The following is a 15,692-nucleotide window of genomic DNA, read 5'->3' on the forward strand; positions in this document are numbered from 1 at the left end:
GCCGGCTCAGTCCTCCTTCGGAAAGATGTCGACCATCCAGGCGATGCCGAACTGATCGGTGCACTGCCCGTAGATGTCGCCCCAGGTCTGCTTCTCCAGCGCCACCCCGACGGTGCCGGCCACCGAGAGATGATCGAAGTAGCTGCGCAACAGGGCTTCCTCGTCGCCGCTGAGGCTGATCGTGACCGTGTTGCCGGGCTTGTGCTCCATCCCGGGCATCAGATCCGACCCCATCAGCGTGTAGCCGCTCGGGGTCTTGAGCATCGCGTGCATGATGCGGTCCTTGATCGCGACATCCTCGGCACCGAACTCGCCGAACGTGTTCATGGTCAGGTCGCCGCCGAACACCCGGTGGTAGAACTCCATCGCATCCTTCGCCTCGCCGTCGAAGCTGAGGTACGGATTGAGAACCGAGGTCATGGTCCCTCCTAAGTCGTCCTGTGGGTCACGCTAAACCTGACCTCTGACGGTTGCAGCAGAACCGTGAAACTTGATCTTGGCCGAATCGCCGAGCTACATTCCACGACGTGACGACCGGGTCGGCCTTGGGCCATCAGCGAGAGAGTTCCCCGGCCGACCTCTGATCGGCCCGCGGGCGCGAGGCCCGCCGCAGTCCTCGGAACAGACGCTTTCCCTTCCCTTTCCATCAAGGAGATTCCGAGGACCATTGACCGACTTCAACCATGCCGTCATCGAGGAGTTCCGGCGCAACCACGGGCGGGTCGGCGGCCCGTTCGAGGGTGCCCGGCTGATCTTGCTGACCACCACCGGTGCGCGGTCCGGCCGCCCGCACACGGTGCCGCTGGGCTACCTGCCGGACGGCGGCGACCGACTGCTGGTGATCGGCTCCGCGGGCGGTAGCCCGCACCATCCCCAGTGGTACCGCAACCTGCTCGCCCGGCCGCGGGCGACCATCGAGGACGGCGTCTTCCGCTACCCGGCGGAGGCCCTGTCGCTGGCGGGAGCGGAGCGTGATGCCGCCTTCGCCCGGGCCGTCGAAGCCGACCCGGGCTGGCTGACGTACCAGGAACAGAGCGGCCGGACGCTGCCGGTGATCGCCCTGATCGCCGCCGGCCAGGGTCCGCCGGAGCCGATGACCGGCGGGTCGGCCGGCGCGATGCTGGTCGCGGCGCACGACGCGTTCCGCCGCGAGCTGGCGTTGATCCGGCGCGATCTCCTTACCCCCGGATCCACGGTCGGAGCCCAGCTCCGGATCGACTGCCTCACCCTGTGCGCCGGACTGGGCCGCCACCACGCGGGCGAGGACCAGGCGATCTTCCCGATGCTCGCGGACCGGCACCCGGAGCTCGGCCCCGCGATCGAGCGCCTGACCGCGGAGCACGCCAAGGTCGCGGACCTGCTCGAGCAGTTACGGCAGGTGCTCGGCGAGAACGCCGCCGACCGCGACCGACTGACTGCCGTCGTGGACCGGTTGATCACCGAGCTCGAAGATCATCTTCGGTACGAGGAGGAACAGCTGGTCACCCTGCTCGGCTGATCACGACCGCGACCCGATCGCACCGGAAAGGCTCCGGGCGAACAGTTGTACGGTCTCCCGTCGCGAATGCCCGAGCAGCCCGTGCTGCCAGGCCCCGGCGAGCAGCATCCACAAGGTCAGCGACACCCAGTCGGCCGGCAGGTCGGGATCGATCGACCCGTCCTGCTGGCCGCGCAGGATCACGCCCGCCAGCCCGCGGTCGGACTCCTCGGCGTCGGACCAGGTGTCCGGATCGACCAGCGCGTTGTCGGAGAAGATCAACGACAGCGCACTGCCGAGCTGGAGCAGTTCCTCGCTGAGCCGGAGGATCGCCTCCAGACCGGGTCCGTCGTCGGGATGGGCCCGAACGGCGGCAGTGGTGAACTGGCGATGGCATTCCTCGCTCACCGCCGCCAGCAGGGCGGCCCGGTCCGCGTAGTAACGGTGCAGCGTGGACCGGCCGATGCCGGCCGTGCCGCAGATGTCGGCCAGGGTCGCGTGCCGGTCGCCGGCCCAGGTCTCCATCGCGGCTTCGACGATCGCCCGCCGGGTCCGCGCCGACGTCCGGGACTCGGCCGCGTCCGTCGGCTCCGCGGGCGGGGGTGGCTCGGCCCGGCCCGGCGTCTGTGCTGGCACGAGCTCAATGTACCGCTGTGGCACCAGGCTTGCCAAAAATGGCACATCAATGTTTCATTGTGTACGTGAACGAGAAGACTGCGGACGACGCGATCGAACTTCGGACGAAGGGCGCGCACCAGGCGATCCTGTTCGCCGGCGCGGTCGTCGCGGGCCTGCTGCTGGGCTGGATCGCGCCGCTGGTGATCAACTGGGCGCTCGGCATCGGCGGGCTCCCGTTCGAGAAGCCGATGCAGCTGCTGCAGCGGGCCGTGAACTCCTGGGGCGCCTGGGTGCTGATCGTCATCGGCGGAGTGGTCGGGGCGGTGCTCGGGCTGATCCTGCTCGGCGGCCTGGTCGGGCTCCGGGTCACCGCCCGGGACCTGACCATCGTGGTGGGCTCCGACAAGACCCGGTTCGCCCGCTCCCAGGTCGCGGTCGCCATGTTCGACGAGGGTCACCTCGTGCTCCGCGACGCCCATGACGTCGACCTGATCCGGAAGAAGCTCGACGTCGGGCAGGAGGAGGCGCGGGCCGCGCTGCGCCGCTACGACTGGCCGATCGAGGGATGACCCGAACGACGACTGACCGGGAACGATAGACTCCCGGCCAGCATCATGACTGAATCATCACACTCGCACCGACTGCTGCTCCGCGCCCACAAGGACCCGCTCCGGGTCGCCTCGGCCGAGGCGACACTGCGGCAGGACCTGATCGGCGGCAACACCGGCAATCTGGTCTTCAGCCAATCCGTCCGGCGCCTGCTCTCCACCGAGCGGGCCCAGATCACCACCGGTTTGTTCCGGCACCCGCCGGACCGGATCAACGCCGAGTTCGACCACCTGGTGATCCCGCTGGCCAACGCCTTCCGGCCCAACTACACGGGTCAGCTGGACCGACTGTCCGAGCTGCTCGAGCAGTTGACCATCCCGGTCACCGTGGTCGGCGTCGGAGCCCAGGCGACCCTGGGCGGTCGCCGCCGTGACGCCGAGGTGCTGGACCGCGCGGTCAGCCGCTTCGTCCGCGCGGTGCTGCGGCAGTCCCCGACGATCGGGGTCCGCGGCGAGTTCACCCTCGAATACCTCACCTCGCTGGGCTTCGCCGCCGACGAGGTCGAGGTGATCGGCTGCCCGTCCATGTTCATGTACGGGCCGGACCTCAAGGTCAACCGCAAGGTGGACACCCTCACGGCCGAGTCGCCGATCGCGCTGAACATCTCGCCGTACGTCGCCGCGCTCGGACCGATCTCGCTCGACCACGCGGAGCGCTACCCCAACCTCGTCTACCAGGCCCAGAACTGGCAGACGCTGGAGCTGATGATCAACGGGGACTACCCGATGGGCGAGCGCGCCAAGATGCGGACCACCGGGGTACCGGTGACCCTGGACCACCCGCTGATCCGGCAGAACCGGGTCCGCTTCTTCCTCGATCCGCGCACCTGGTTCGAGCATCTGGCGCAGTACGAGTTCTCCTTCGGCAGCCGGATCCACGGCAACATCGCCGCCCTGCTCGCCGGAACGCCGGCCCTGGTGCTGGCGCACGACTCGCGCACCCTCGAGCTGGCCCAGTACCACCGGATCCCGCACCGGAAGATCACCGACCTGCCGGAGCGTCCGGACGCCGCCGAGCTCTACGCCGAGGCCGACTGGGAGCCGCTCAACGCCGGTCATGCCGAGCGGTGGGAGACCTTCACCGCCTTCCTGGACCGACACAAGTTGCGGCACGTCTACCTGCCCGGCGAGAGCGCCGAGCGATTCGACGCCGAACTGGCCGCGGCCGACTTCCCGCCGCCGGTGGAAACCCTGATGGGTGCCGACCCCGAGCAGCTGTACGCGCTCAAGCGGGCGGCCGAGGCCGGGAAGCGCCGGCAGCTGGTCCGGATCGACCGGGACGCGGGCGAACTGCGACTGTCCTGGGCGGTCGCCGCCCGTCGGGTCCGGCGCCTGCTCCGGCGCACCCGCCGGGGCTAGAAAGCCGAACGAACCAAGGGGATCCCCGTACGTGCTCTGGGGCATCCCCCTTACATGCGATCGCGTACCCAACTGTCGCTGTGCATCGGATGTGGCGGCAGGCCCTCTCGATGGAGTCTTGTGCCGTCCCGTTCAAGATCACCACAGAGTGGAGCCTTCCGATGTCAACCCAGACCGCACCGCGGCCGTTGCCCCAGCCCAACACCGTTCGCAACCCGCTCGAGGTCGTCGCCGGCCTGTTGTCGAGGCACAGCGTCTCGATCCTGCAGCGCACCTTCGGCATCGTGTTCCTCGCCTTCGGCGTGCTGAAGTTCTTCCCCGGCGCCAGCCCGGCCGAGGAGTTGTCCCGGATGACGATCGAGAAGCTCTCCTTCGGCATCCTCAGCGGCTACCCGGCCGTCCTGTTCGTGGCCGTGGCCGAATGCATCGTCGGCCTCACCATGCTGACCGGCCTGTTCTCCCGGTTCGGCGTGGTCGTACTCGGCATGTCGCTGGCCGGCATCGTGTCGCCGCTGATCCTGTTCACCGACCGGCTGTTCCCGGGCGGCCTGCCCACCCTGGAAGGTCAGTACGTGTTCAAGGACCTGATCTTGGTCGGCGGCGCGCTGGTGCTGGCCGCCCAGGCGCTCGGCGCCCGGCTGCGGACCGGCAAGGAAGCATGAGCCGAGCAAGATCATCCGCGAACCGGCCCGGCACCCCACCGTGGGGTGACCGGGCCGATTCGCGTCCTGATCAGAGGGCGACCGGCAGGCCGAACCGGGTGAAGTGATCTTCGCCGAGAAACGACGTGATCGCGGAGATCCGGGCGGAGCGGACCTCGAACAGGGAGAGCGACCAGGCGCGGTGCGCGGTGTCGCCGTGCCGTCGGAGGTAGCCGGCCACCGCCGGCCGCCCGTTCGCCTCGACCACCCGGCAGTGCCAGCTGCCGCAGGCCAGTGGGACCTGCGCGGCGAACTCGGAGACCCGCTCGAGTCCCTGGTACCACACGGAAATCGGCGGCATCGACCAGCTCACGTCGGCGGCCAACTGGGCCACCAGCCGGTCCAGGTCGCCGTGCTCGAGGGCGTTGGCGAACGCGGCCGCGGCGGCCCGCAGCTGCTCGTCGTCGGGGCGTTCCCCGGGGCCGTGCGGGTCGGCCGCGAGCGCCCGCCGGGCCCGCGCCAGCGCAGAGTTCACCGCGGTCGTCGAGGTGTCCATGATCATCGCGATCTCGGCCACGTCGAAGCCGACCACGTCGAACAGCAACAACGCCGCGCGCTGGTTGCTGGGCAGTCGCTGGCAGGCCGCGACGTAGGCGAGTTCCAAGGTTTCCCGGTGCTGGTAGCCGTCCTCCGGGGACGCCTCGCTCGGGTACGGCCCGAGCCAGGGGAGATCGGTCCGGCCGGGCGGGTCGAGGTGCACCCGATCACTGGCCGGTCCGAAGTCGTACGGCAGCGCCCGCCGGGTCCGGGCCTTGAGGCTGTCCAGGCAGACCCGGGTGATCACGGTGTAGAGCCAGGAGCGCAGCGCCGCCGGTTCGCCGCGAAAGCCGCCGATGCCGCGCCAGGCCCGCAGTAGTCCGTCCTGGACGGCTTCGTCGGCGTCGTGGGCCGAGCCGAGCATCCGATAGCCGTGGGTGTGCAGTTCCCGGCGCAGCGGCGCGACCAGCCGGTCGAAGGCCGCGCCGTCACCGGCCTGCGCGGCCGCGAGGTCGGCTGCCGCCGGCTCGATGCCCTGGTCGGTCACCTGACCTCGTCCCGGCTCAGTTGGTCGAGGTGGCCTTGCGGTCGCGCATCCGTTCCCGGACCCGCAGCACGATGAAGATCGCCACCGCGGCGACGACCAGGACGATGACCAGCTTGGAGAAGATCCCGGCGTACTGATCGACGACATGCCAGTTCTCGCCGAGCACGTAGCCGGCGGTGACGAAGATCGAATTCCAGATCAGGCTGCCGCTGCCGGAGAGCAGCAGGAACAACGGGATCGGGAACCGTTCGATCCCGGCCGGGATCGAGATCAGGCTCCGGAAGATCGGGATCATCCTGCCGAAGAACACCGTCTTCGCGCCGTGCTTGCTGAACCAGGCCTCGGTGCGGTCGACGTCGGAGACCTTGATCAACGGAAGCTTGACGGCGATCTTGCGCATCCGCTCCCGGCCCAGGGCGGCGCCGATGCCGTACAGGGCCATCGCTCCGACCAGCGAACCCAGCGTGGTGAACAGGATCGCCTGCCAGATCGGGAAGGTTCCGCGGCTGGCGGCGAAGCCGGCCAGCGGCAGGATCACCTCGCTGGGAATCGGTGGAAACAGATTCTCCAGGGCGATGGCGATCCCGGCGCCGGGGGCGCCCAGCCGCTCCATCAGCTGGACGGCCCAGTCGGCGATCAGGTCGAAGTCGATTGGCACCCGCCAAGACTAACGAGTTCGCCAAGGTCCGCAGTCGTCCTCGGGTCATACCCCGGCGCCGGCGGGCTCCGACTCAGGTTCGGCACGGTCGGCGATCCGCAGTGCGGCGACGAGTTCCCGGTACAGCTCGTCGGTCGCGAGCAGCTGCCGATGATCACCGACGGCGCGGACCTTGCCCTCGTTGAGGACCACGATCCGGTCGGCATCCAGCACGGTGGACAGCCGGTGCGCGATGGTCAGCACCGCATGATCACGAGCGAGCTCGGCGACGCAGGCGGTGACGGCCGCTTCGGTCAGCGCGTCGATCTGCGCGGTCGCCTCGTCCAAGATCAACAGATCCGGTGAACGCAGGATCGCCCGGGCGAGGGCGATCCGCTGCCGCTGACCGCCGGAGATCGTCGAACCGTTGAGCTGGCTGTCCAGCCCGTCCGGCAGCTGGTCGACCAGCTCGGTCAGCTGCACCTTGGCCAGGGCGGCCCGGATCTCCGCCTCGGTGGCGTCCGGGTGGGTGAAGGCGACGTTCTCCCGGATCGTCCCCGGCAGCACCGGCGTTTCCTGTTCCACATAAGCGATCCGGGACCGTACCTCGGACGGTGCGAAGTCCTGGTACGGCCGCGAGTCGAGCAGCAGCCGACCCCGATCGGGCTCGATGAACCGCAACAACAGCGACACCAATGTGGTCTTGCCGGCACCCGACGGGCCGACGATCGCCAGCTGTCCGCGGCGGGGCAGGTCCAGCTCGATCTCCGACACCACCGGCCGGTCCGTCCGGTAGCCGAAGCCGACCCGCTCGAAGCGGACCAGCGGCCCCTCAAGATCGACCGGCAGCGGCCCGGCCGAGGTCGTCGCGGCCTCGGGTTCGAGCGCCTCCACCTCGCGGATCCGGCCCGCGGCGGCGATCCCGGACTGCAGCGCGGTCACGTTCTGGCTCAACTCGGTGATCGGGCCCATCAGCCCGAACGCGTACAGCAGGAAGGCGACCAGGCTGGACACCGCGAGTTCGCCGTCGGCCACCCGCCAGGCCCCGAAACCGAGGATCGCGATGATCGCCAGGTTGATCCCGGAGAACGAGATCGTCCACGCGGTCGCCTCGAGCCGGACGGCCCGAATGCTGTGACCGGCCGACTGCTCGGCCGCGGCACCGATCGCGGCGTCCTGCCGGTCCTCGGCCCGGCTCGCCTTGACGGTACGGATGGCGCGCATCGTCCCCTCCAGCAGCGCGCCGAGCCGGCCGACCTGCTCCTGCGCCGCCTCCTGGGCCTTGGCCAGCCGCGGCATCAACAGGCCGAACAGCGCCGCCACCACGACCACCGCGATCACCGTGGTGCCGAGCAGCACCAGGTCCAGCACGGCCATCAACAGCAGCGTCCCGACCAGCATGATCGCGCCGTTGACCAGGCCGATCACGCTGGACGCCGCCGCCTCGCGGAGCAGCACGGTGTCGGAGGTGACCCGGGTGACCAGCTCGCCCGGCGGCCGGGCCGTGACCTGGGCCAGCTTGGCCCGGAGCAGCCGGCCGACGACCGACCGGCGGGCGTCCCGAACCACCTGTTCGCCGAGCGTGCCGAGCAGGATCCACTGCCAGAGCGAGACCGCCGCCCCGACCACGAGCAGGACCAGCAGTCCGAGCACCGGCGCGGTCAGGGAGCCGCCGGCGGACAGGGTGTCGAGCACCCACTTGGTGACCATCGGGGTGGCCAGGCCGGCGGCGGACACGACCAGGCCGAGCACCAGGCCGAGCAGCAGCCGGCGACGGTGCGGATAGGCGAAGGACCAGAGCACCCGGAGGCGGGCGAACGAAGGCTTGTGGGTCTCCATAGTCAAAAATGGTACAGCCCTGTTCCATTACGACAAGAGAATTTCCGTATAGGGTGGCTATGTTCCGAACGTGTAGCGTGTCCGGCGATGAAAGGGGGCGAGGTGACCGAGACCTCCGCGGCCGAATCCGGCACCCGGGCGCGCACCCGGCGGGCGATCGTCGACGCCGCCGTCGCCCTGCTGGCCCGCAACCCGGGCGCCTCGATGTCCGACGTCGCCGTCGAGGCGGGCGTCGGCCGGACCACCGTGCACCGCTACTTCGCGGAGCGGTCGGAGTTGATCACCGCCCTGACCGAGGAGGCGGAGCGCCGGGTCGAGGAGGCCACCGAACGGGCCCGGCTGAGCGACGGCGCCGCCGACGAGGTGCTGGTCCGGCTCTGTCAGGAGTACTTCGAACTCGGCGACTGGCTGACTCTGATGTTCACCCAGTCGATCCAGCCGGACAGCGAGGAGTTCTGGGCCGAGGAGGGCGGCCCGGCCGATGCCGCCCTGGCGGAGTTGATCATGCGCGGTCACCGCGAGGGGTCGATCGACGACACGATGCCGCCCGACTGGATGTCCGGCCTGCTCTGGTCGCTGCTGTTCACCGCCTGGGCGCAGGTACGGGGCGGCACGATGAACCGGCATGCCGCGACCACGCACTGCCTGAACACCCTGCGCAAGATCATCCGTTCGTGATCACCGACGCGGAGGCGATCCGGCTGGCTGCCTCCTGGCTGCCGGTGGACGACCGGTGGCGGGTGGAGCCGATCACCGAGGTGCAGAGCCTGAACAACCGGGCCTGGCGCTGGCTGGACCCGGACGGGGTGCCGCGCTACGTCGGCCGGTTGCGCAACGCCGCCGGCTCGACCGGGCTCGGCGTGGCCGCCGCCGTCGAACGGCGGCAGGTCGAGGCAGCGGCTGCAGCCGGGGTCGCGCCGACCTTGATCGGGTACGACGACGAGGCCGGCCTGCTGGTCAGCACGTACGTCACGGCCGAACGCACCTGGACCGACCGGACCGTGGCCGATCCGGAGCAGCGGGGCCGGCTGCTCGCGTCCCTCGCCGCGCTGCACGCGATCCCGGCCGAACCAGGTTGGCCGACGATCTTCGAGCAGATCGAGGGGATGCTCGGGGCGGCCGTCCGGCTCGGGCTGCGGCTGCCGGACGAACTGGACCGGGTGGCGCCGCGGCTGGCGGCGATCGCCCGGGTGGACCGGCGGCGGCCCGCGGTGCTCACCCATCACGACGTCTGGCCGAACAACGTGATCGACGACGGCGACCGGGTCTGGTTGATCGACTTCGAGTTCGCCGGCTCGGGGTCCGGGCTGTACGACCTCGCCGCGGTCGCGATGGCCGCCGGGCTTGAGGCCGGCTCGGCCGCGGAAGCCGGACTGCTCGAGGCGTACGCCGGCCTGGCCGGCGATGATCATCGCTTCGAGCCCGGGGAGCTGCGCGACGCCCGGTGGGTGGTCCGGCACTTCGAGGCCGCCTGGGGGCTGCTCCGCTCGCGGCTCAGTCCGCCCGAGCACCAGGACTTCGACTTCGCCGGCCACGCGGCGCGGATGATCTCCGGGCTCGCCGCGGAATGATCACTCCGGCCGGGGTCGGAGGGTCTGGCTGTACGGCGTGGTGGTGGAGACCTTCACGAAGCCGTAGCGCTCCAGGATCGGCCGGGAGTCCTCGGTCGAATCGCTGTTGATCAAGGTTCGGCCGAGCCGGACCGCCGAGCGGGCGCGGGCGGCGGTCAGGGCACGGTAGATCCCGCGGCCGCGCCACCCGGGCAGGGTCGCGCCGCCCCAGATGCCGGCGAACTCGGTGTCCCGCACGAGTTCCAGGCGGCCGCCGCTGACCGCGACCCCGTCGGCCTCGGCGATCCAGATCTCCAGCAGGTCGTCGTCCGGGAGCCGGCTCCGCAGGATCTGCAGCATCGGCGCAGTGTCGATCTCGAACACGGCCGCCTCGACCTCGCAGAACCGCAGCAGTCCTTCGTCGTCCTCGACCCGGCGCAGGGTCACGCCGTCCGGCAGCGGCACCTCGACCGCCAGCGCGGCCGCCTCGCCGATCATGATCGACTCCGGCTCCTCGGGCGTGAAGTCGTGCTCCAGCAGGGCTTCGTGGAGTCCCGGTGCGTGATCATGACCACGGGTCTTCCACTCGATCATGGTGATCGAGGGGTCGGCGCGATAGTGGGCGAGTGCGGCCGCGACCAGCTTCCGTACCTCTTCGGCGTCGGCGCCGCCGAGATCGCGATAGGTGATGAACCCGCGCCCGCCTGCGTTCTTCACCAGCCACAGCGGCCCGAGCCGGTCCATCGCCTGTGCCCCTTGGGCCTCGGCGTGGGTCCTCAGCTGCTCGTCGTAGGCGGCCAGCAGCCGCGCCCTCTCGTCGCTCACGCGGGCAGGCTACCCGCGTACCCGAGGGTGCTCAGAGCCGCCAGTAGCCCATGAAGGCCACCGAGGTCCGGGGTACGCCGAGGTCGTTCACCAGCAGGCGCCGGAGCGTCCGGATCATGGCCGCCTCACCCGCGATCCAGGCGTAGTTGCCCTGTTCGGCGACGTCCCACGGCTCGAGCTCCGGGTCGTCGTCCTCGACCGGGAGTGCCGGCGCGGTGCCGGTCTGGCTGCCGAACAGTTCGGCGGCGTGGCCGGCGAAGCAGTCGATCATGGGCCGGCCGACCGGGGCGTCGCCGCGGATCAGCCACTCGACGCGCACGCCGGCGGGCTTGATCAACTCCAGCCGGTCGTCGGCGTGCGGGACCTCGATGATCGCCTTGCCGCGCACGTCGGCCGGGACCTGTTCCAGGATGGCGGCGATCGCCGGCAGGGCCGTCTCGTCGCCGGCCAGCAGCATCGGCGTCCCGGCCGGCGGCGGTACGAACTCGACGCCGCCATGTTCGCCGTCGTAGCGGCGGTTCGGGCCGAGCACGGCGACCGGGTCGCCCGCGGCGACCTGGCTGGCCCAGGCCGACGCCGGGCCGTTGATCCCGTGCCGGACCAGGTCGATGTCCAGCTCCGCGGACTCACTCCGGAAGGCGCGCACGGTGTAGGTCCGGATCGGGTTCTGCTGCTCCGGTGGCTGCAGCCGCCACTGCTCGAACCAGTCCGCGCCGGTCGGGAAGTCGGCGAACCCGCGGCCCGGAACGGGCAAGATCAACTTGATCCGCTGGTCGTAGCGGCTGGGTCCGAAGTTCTCGAAGTCGGGGCCGGTGCAGGTGATCCGGATCATCGACGAGGACAACTCGACGACCCGGGCGACCGTGCCGATGAACGAGGTATAGGGCCGAGTGTCGACCGGTGCGGCGGTCGCGGTTTCGATGACGGTCACGAAGTGATCCCTTTGCGCGAACGGTGACTAGCTTAGGTGAGCCTCACCTACCGTACAGCACATCTTCGGGCCCTGCATCGTGTGCGGCGAATCTCTTGGTTCTGTGGTACCGGCTGGGTTAAGGTTCTCCTCAGGCCTCGGGGGAGGCCTTATGCGTGGGGGAAATGTGCTTTCGGGGGTTGGTATGAGTTTGGGCTATTTGGCCTGCTCGTTCGACCTGCTCAACGTCGGTCACCTCGACCTGATCGCTCAGGCTCGCAGCCTGTGCGATCGGCTGATCGTAGGTGTCTATACCGACGAAGCGGTCGAGCGCGCCCATGGTCGGCCACCGGTGGTTCCGCTGGCCGAGCGGACGGCGTTGGTCGGGCATGTGCGCGGCGTCGACGAGGTCGTCGTGCACGATGCGGTGCCAGGATCGGCCACTGCGGCGACCCTGCTCCTGATCGATGGCGACGCTGTCGATCGTTCCCTGCCGTTCGGCGTGCGCGAGCTGGAACTGACGCCGCGCCGGACGACGACGAGTTCCGCCCTGCAGGCGGCGCTGCGGTCCGACCGCGACGGCGCCGTGCCGATCTCGGCCTGATGATCATGGAGGGCCTTGGATGGCCATGGAAGGCTCAGCGCGGTCGACCTTCCGGTCGTCGCTGCGGCGACTGAGCTCGGCACAGAAGTCCGGCAAGGGTGCGCCGCCGTACTCGCTGTTCGTCAACCGACCGGTCGGCCGGGTGTTCGCCGCGTCGGCGTACCAACTCGGGCTGACCCCGAACCAGGTCACCGGACTGAGCGCCGTCTTCACCTTCGCCTCGATCGGCGTGCTCGCGCTGGTCCCGCCGGTCTGGTGGCTCGGGTTGCCGGTGGGGGCCGGCCTGATCATCGGGTACGCCCTCGACTCGGCCGACGGCCAGCTGGCCCGGCTGCGCGGCGGCGGCAGCCCGGACGGTGAATGGCTGGACCACATGATCGACGCGGTCAAGGTGGTCGCGGTCCATCTGGTCGTGCTGATCTCCTGGTTCCGCTACTCCGACCGGTTCGTGCCCGAGGTGCCGGAGCCGCTGCTGCTGGTCCCGATCGGTTCCGCGCTCGTGTCCAGCGTGCACTTCTTCGGAATGATCTTGGTCGACCTGATGGGCCGGCTGGCCCGGGCCGAGCGCGGTGAAGCGGCACCGCCGCCGCAGGCCGCTTCCTTGATCAAGACCCTGCTCAAGCTGCCGACCGACTACGGCCTGCTCTGCCTGCTCTTCCTGTTCTGGGGCGTTCCCTGGGTGTTCCCGGTCGGTTACACCCTGATGGCGGTCGCGACCGCCGGCTATCTCCTTCTGGTGGTGATCAAATGGCGTTCCGACGTGCAGGCGATGAAGCGGGTCGCTCCGTGAGCGGGGCGCGCCGGGCCTTGGTGGGTTACGTTCCCGGCGCCTGGGACATGTTCCACATCGGGCACCTGAACATCCTGCAGCGGGCCCGCGCGCACTGCGACCGGCTGATCGTCGGCGTGGTCACCGACGAGGTGCTCGAGTCGGCCAAGGGCAAGCGGCCGGTGGTGCCGCTGGTGGAGCGGCTCGAGGTCGTCGGCGCGCTGGACCTGGTCGACGAGGTCGTCGTCGATCACGCCAGCGACAAGCTGGACGCCTGGCGCCGCTACGGCTTCGACGTGATCTTCAAGGGCGACGACTGGCGGGGCACTCCCAAGGGCGACCGGCTGGAACAGGCGATGGCCTCGGTCGGCGTGATCGTGCGCTACTTCCCTTACACGGCACACACCTCGAGCACCGTACTGCGCACCACCGTCACCGGGCGGGCCTGACATGGCCGGCGCGAAGCTGCGGATCGCGATGATCGGGACCCGCGGCGTGCCGGCCCGGTACGGCGGCTTCGAGACCGCGGTCGAGGAGGTCGGCAGCCGGCTGGCCAAGCGCGGGCACGAGGTCACGGTGTTCTGCCGGCCGGACCCGGACGGGCCCGGCGAGGAGCACCTCGGGATGCGCCGGGTCGAGCTGCCGATCGTCCGCAAGCGGTCCCTGGAGACGCTCGCCCACACGGCGCTGTCGGTGATCAACCCGGCGCTGCGGGACATCCAGGTGGCGCTGGTGTTCAACGCGGCCAACGCGCTCCTGCTGCCGGTGATCCGGGCCCGCCGGATCCCGGTCGCCACCCACGTCGACGGGCTGGAATGGCAGCGGGGCAAGTGGGGCTCGCTGGGGCGTCGGTACTACCGGCTGGCCGAGCGGCTCGCGGTGCGCTGGTCGGACGACCTGATCGCCGACGCCCGGGGCATCGCCGACTACTACCGCAGCGAGTTCGACGCGGAGACGACCATGATCGCGTACGGGGCGCCGATCAACCTCTCGCCGATGACCGACCGGCTGGCCTCGCTCGGCCTGGAGCCGGGCGGCTACCACCTGGTGGTGGCCCGGTTCGAGCCGGAGAACCATGTCCGCGAGATCGTCGCCGGCTACGTGGCCAGCAGGGCGCGGCTGCCGCTGGTCGTGGTCGGCTCGGCACCGTACGCGGAGGCCTACACGGCCCGGGTCGAGGCGGCCGCCGACGACCGGGTCCGGCTGCTCGGTGCCATCTGGGACCAAGATCAACTCGATCAGCTGTACCGGCACTGCCGGACCTACCTGCACGGCCATTCCGTCGGCGGTACGAATCCGTCGCTGCTCCGGGCGGCCGGAGCGGGGGCGTACCCGATCGCGTACGACGTGATCTTCAACCGCGAGGTGATCGGCGGTCACGGCGGCTACTTCAGCGGGCCGGCCGACGTGACGGCCGAGATCATGGCCGCGGAGCGGGAACCGGACCGGGTCCGGGCCGCCGGCGCGGCGCTGCAGGAGGCGATCCGTCGCTACGACTGGGACGACGTGGCCGACGGCTACGAACGGCTCTGCCACCGGCTGGCCGCCCGGTCGGCGAAGGCCGCCTGAGCCGACGATCCCGATCATGACGACGGTCGCGACCGCGGTACGGAACCGGCTGGTGCGGATCCCGGAGTGGGTCCGGTTCCCGGTCCTCGTCTGGCTGGCCGCCCGGGCCCTGATCCAGGGCCTCGGTTGGATCGTCGTCGCCGTCGCCGGGGTGCCCGAGCACTCCCGGCCGGGCCCGTTCGGCACCTTCTTCAACTGGGATTCGGGCTACTTCGCCTGCATCCTCGAGGCCGGCTACTTCGGTCCCGCCTGCGCGGACGGGACGACGGTCGAGCGGGTCGCGTTCTTCCCCGGCTACCCGCTGCTGGCGCGAGGCGTGGGCTGGCTGTTCGGCCTAGGCGATCCGGTGCCGGCGGGCACCGTCGCACTCTGGCTGGTGCCGGCGCTGTGCTCCCTCGGGGCCGGGCTGCTGGTCTACCGGATCGCCGAACACGGGCACGGGGCGACGGTGGCGCGGCGGGCGGTGATCTTCTTCCTGGCCGGTCCGTACGCGCTGTTCCTCGTCGTCTCGTACTCGGAGGCCTTGTTCCTGCTCGGCGCCACCGCGGCCTGGTGGTGCTGCCTGCGCCGCCGCTACCTGCTGACCGCGCTGTTCGGCATGATCGCGACGACGACCCGGGTCAGCGGGCTGTTCCTGATCCCGGCCCTGATCGTGCTCTACCTGGTCGACGTCCGGCGGCACCCGGGCAGCTTCCGGCCGCACCGGTTGATCATGGTCGCGGCCGGCGGGCTGGGCGCCGCGCTCTACCTGGGCTGGCTGTGGTGGCGGACCGGCAGCCTCACGGTCTGGTTCGACGCCCAGCGGGACGGCTGGAACCGGAGCACCCAGTGGCCCTGGCAGACCCTGCGCCAGCAGCTGATCCACGTGGTCGCCGAGCCGTTGCCGGACTGGCGGGTGCAGAGCGTGCTGGAGTTGATCTTCGCGATCGGGCTGTGCCTCGCGGTGATCCTGCTGCTGCGCCGGCGGGACTGGCCGGCCGCCCTGCTGGCCGGGCTGACCGCGGTGTCGCTGATGACCAGCAACACGTACCTCTCGCTGGCCCGGAACACCCTCACCGTCTTCCCGCTGTTCATCCTGCTGGCGTCGCTGACCGTGACCCGGCCCCGGGTGTTCCGGTTCTGGCCGATCATGATCATCGGCCTGCTGATCTTGGTCTACAACACGATCCAGTTCGCACTGGGGAACTGGGCGGACTGAGCAC

At 70.2% G+C, this 15,692-nt stretch carries 18 protein-coding genes; 11 read left to right on the forward strand and 7 right to left on the reverse strand.

Features of this window, described 5'->3' with window-relative positions:
- Positions 1 to 6: 6 nt before the first annotated feature.
- Positions 7 to 420, reverse strand: a complete 414-nt coding sequence (locus ACFQU4_RS23425) for a VOC family protein (protein WP_377496527.1) — start codon at positions 418 to 420, stop codon at positions 7 to 9.
- Positions 421 to 667: 247 nt separating this feature from the next.
- Here ACFQU4_RS23425 and ACFQU4_RS23430 point away from each other — a divergent pair, with 247 nt between their 5' ends.
- Positions 668 to 1,498, forward strand: a complete 831-nt coding sequence (locus tag ACFQU4_RS23430; RefSeq protein ID WP_377496529.1) for a nitroreductase/quinone reductase family protein — start codon at positions 668 to 670, stop codon at positions 1,496 to 1,498.
- On the opposite strand, the gene ACFQU4_RS23435 is transcribed toward ACFQU4_RS23430, so the two are convergent.
- Positions 1,499 to 2,113, reverse strand: coding sequence for a TetR/AcrR family transcriptional regulator (locus ACFQU4_RS23435; RefSeq protein ID WP_377496531.1), 615 nt, complete (start codon positions 2,111 to 2,113; stop codon positions 1,499 to 1,501). It lies immediately after the preceding gene.
- Positions 2,114 to 2,178: 65 nt separating this feature from the next.
- On the opposite strand from ACFQU4_RS23435, the gene ACFQU4_RS23440 reads away from it, so the two are divergent.
- The 3 genes from ACFQU4_RS23440 to ACFQU4_RS23450 all read left to right on the forward strand — a co-directional run bounded on the left by ACFQU4_RS23440 (position 2,179) and on the right by ACFQU4_RS23450 (position 4,724).
- A complete protein-coding gene (locus ACFQU4_RS23440) occupies positions 2,179 to 2,664 on the forward strand; it encodes a hypothetical protein (RefSeq protein ID WP_377496534.1) in 486 nt (161 codons plus the stop codon).
- Between the two features lie 45 nt (positions 2,665 to 2,709).
- Positions 2,710 to 4,062, forward strand: coding sequence for a polysaccharide pyruvyl transferase family protein (locus ACFQU4_RS23445; RefSeq protein WP_377496536.1), 1,353 nt, complete (start codon positions 2,710 to 2,712; stop codon positions 4,060 to 4,062).
- Positions 4,063 to 4,223: 161 nt separating this feature from the next.
- Positions 4,224 to 4,724 carry a DoxX family membrane protein gene (locus ACFQU4_RS23450; RefSeq protein WP_377496538.1) on the forward strand — a complete coding sequence of 167 codons (501 nt, stop codon included), beginning with the start codon at positions 4,224 to 4,226 and terminating at the stop codon, positions 4,722 to 4,724.
- 70 nt (positions 4,725 to 4,794) lie between these two features.
- Here the strand turns inward: ACFQU4_RS23450 and ACFQU4_RS23455 are convergent, their stop codons facing one another.
- From ACFQU4_RS23455 to ACFQU4_RS23465, 3 genes are read right to left on the reverse strand one after another with little or no spacing between them, the layout of a single operon-like run.
- A complete protein-coding gene (locus tag ACFQU4_RS23455; protein ID WP_377496541.1) occupies positions 4,795 to 5,787 on the reverse strand; it encodes an RNA polymerase subunit sigma-70 in 993 nt (330 codons plus the stop codon).
- Positions 5,788 to 5,803: 16 nt separating this feature from the next.
- Positions 5,804 to 6,445, reverse strand: a complete 642-nt coding sequence (locus ACFQU4_RS23460; protein WP_377496544.1) for a DedA family protein — start codon at positions 6,443 to 6,445, stop codon at positions 5,804 to 5,806.
- 45 nt (positions 6,446 to 6,490) lie between these two features.
- Entirely contained in the window at positions 6,491 to 8,263 is a 1,773-nt protein-coding gene (locus ACFQU4_RS23465) for an ABC transporter ATP-binding protein (protein WP_377496546.1), read from the reverse strand.
- 102 nt (positions 8,264 to 8,365) lie between these two features.
- On the opposite strand from ACFQU4_RS23465, the gene ACFQU4_RS23470 reads away from it, so the two are divergent.
- Positions 8,366 to 8,941: a TetR/AcrR family transcriptional regulator gene (locus ACFQU4_RS23470; protein ID WP_377496548.1), complete on the forward strand. Its 576-nt coding sequence runs from the start codon at positions 8,366 to 8,368 to the stop codon at positions 8,939 to 8,941.
- Entirely contained in the window at positions 8,938 to 9,834 is an 897-nt protein-coding gene (locus ACFQU4_RS23475; RefSeq protein ID WP_377496551.1) for a phosphotransferase, read from the forward strand. The genes ACFQU4_RS23470 and ACFQU4_RS23475 overlap by 4 nt, the downstream gene beginning before the upstream one ends.
- Here the strand turns inward: ACFQU4_RS23475 and ACFQU4_RS23480 are convergent, their stop codons facing one another.
- Complete coding sequence (locus ACFQU4_RS23480; protein WP_377496553.1) at positions 9,835 to 10,638, reverse strand: GNAT family N-acetyltransferase; 804 nt, start codon at positions 10,636 to 10,638, stop codon at positions 9,835 to 9,837.
- Positions 10,639 to 10,669: 31 nt separating this feature from the next.
- The gene (locus ACFQU4_RS23485) at positions 10,670 to 11,569 is read right to left on the reverse strand and encodes a siderophore-interacting protein (protein ID WP_377496556.1); all 900 of its coding nucleotides are present in this window, start codon (positions 11,567 to 11,569) and stop codon (positions 10,670 to 10,672) included.
- Positions 11,570 to 11,768: 199 nt separating this feature from the next.
- Here ACFQU4_RS23485 and ACFQU4_RS23490 point away from each other — a divergent pair, with 199 nt between their 5' ends.
- From ACFQU4_RS23490 to ACFQU4_RS23510, 5 genes are read left to right on the forward strand one after another with little or no spacing between them, the layout of a single operon-like run.
- Entirely contained in the window at positions 11,769 to 12,152 is a 384-nt protein-coding gene (locus ACFQU4_RS23490) for an adenylyltransferase/cytidyltransferase family protein (protein ID WP_377496558.1), read from the forward strand.
- A 19-nt stretch (positions 12,153 to 12,171) separates the two neighbouring features.
- Positions 12,172 to 12,942 carry a CDP-alcohol phosphatidyltransferase family protein gene (locus tag ACFQU4_RS23495; protein ID WP_377496560.1) on the forward strand — a complete coding sequence of 257 codons (771 nt, stop codon included), beginning with the start codon at positions 12,172 to 12,174 and terminating at the stop codon, positions 12,940 to 12,942.
- Positions 12,939 to 13,370 (forward strand): adenylyltransferase/cytidyltransferase family protein, encoded by a 432-nt coding sequence (locus tag ACFQU4_RS23500; RefSeq protein WP_377496563.1) that lies wholly within the window; start codon positions 12,939 to 12,941, stop codon positions 13,368 to 13,370. Before ACFQU4_RS23495 ends, ACFQU4_RS23500 begins: the two co-directional genes overlap by 4 nt.
- 1 nt (position 13,371) lies before the next feature.
- Complete coding sequence (locus ACFQU4_RS23505) at positions 13,372 to 14,490, forward strand: DUF1972 domain-containing protein (RefSeq protein WP_377496565.1); 1,119 nt, start codon at positions 13,372 to 13,374, stop codon at positions 14,488 to 14,490.
- Positions 14,491 to 14,506: 16 nt separating this feature from the next.
- Complete coding sequence (locus ACFQU4_RS23510; protein ID WP_377496567.1) at positions 14,507 to 15,688, forward strand: hypothetical protein; 1,182 nt, start codon at positions 14,507 to 14,509, stop codon at positions 15,686 to 15,688.
- Positions 15,689 to 15,692 lie beyond the last annotated feature (4 nt).

Origin of the sequence: Microlunatus sp. GCM10028923 (assembly GCF_042666975.1) — a bacterium.
Lineage (GTDB): Bacteria > Actinomycetota > Actinomycetes > Propionibacteriales > Propionibacteriaceae > Microlunatus.

Bases quoted from the DNA above. Each gene is read 5' to 3' on its own strand.
- ACFQU4_RS23495 (WP_377496560.1), top strand. From the start codon at position 12,172: ATGGCCATGGAAGGCTCAGCGCGGTCGACCTTCCGGTCGTCGCTGCGG.
- ACFQU4_RS23450 (WP_377496538.1), top strand. From the start codon at position 4,224: ATGTCAACCCAGACCGCACCGCGGCCGTTGCCCCAGCCCAACACCGTT.
- ACFQU4_RS23425 (WP_377496527.1), bottom strand. From the start codon at position 420: ATGACCTCGGTTCTCAATCCGTACCTCAGCTTCGACGGCGAGGCGAAG.
- ACFQU4_RS23510 (WP_377496567.1), top strand. From the start codon at position 14,507: ATGACGACGGTCGCGACCGCGGTACGGAACCGGCTGGTGCGGATCCCG.
- ACFQU4_RS23505 (WP_377496565.1), top strand. From the start codon at position 13,372: ATGGCCGGCGCGAAGCTGCGGATCGCGATGATCGGGACCCGCGGCGTG.
- ACFQU4_RS23445 (WP_377496536.1), top strand. From the start codon at position 2,710: ATGACTGAATCATCACACTCGCACCGACTGCTGCTCCGCGCCCACAAG.
- ACFQU4_RS23465 (WP_377496546.1), bottom strand. From the start codon at position 8,263: ATGGAGACCCACAAGCCTTCGTTCGCCCGCCTCCGGGTGCTCTGGTCC.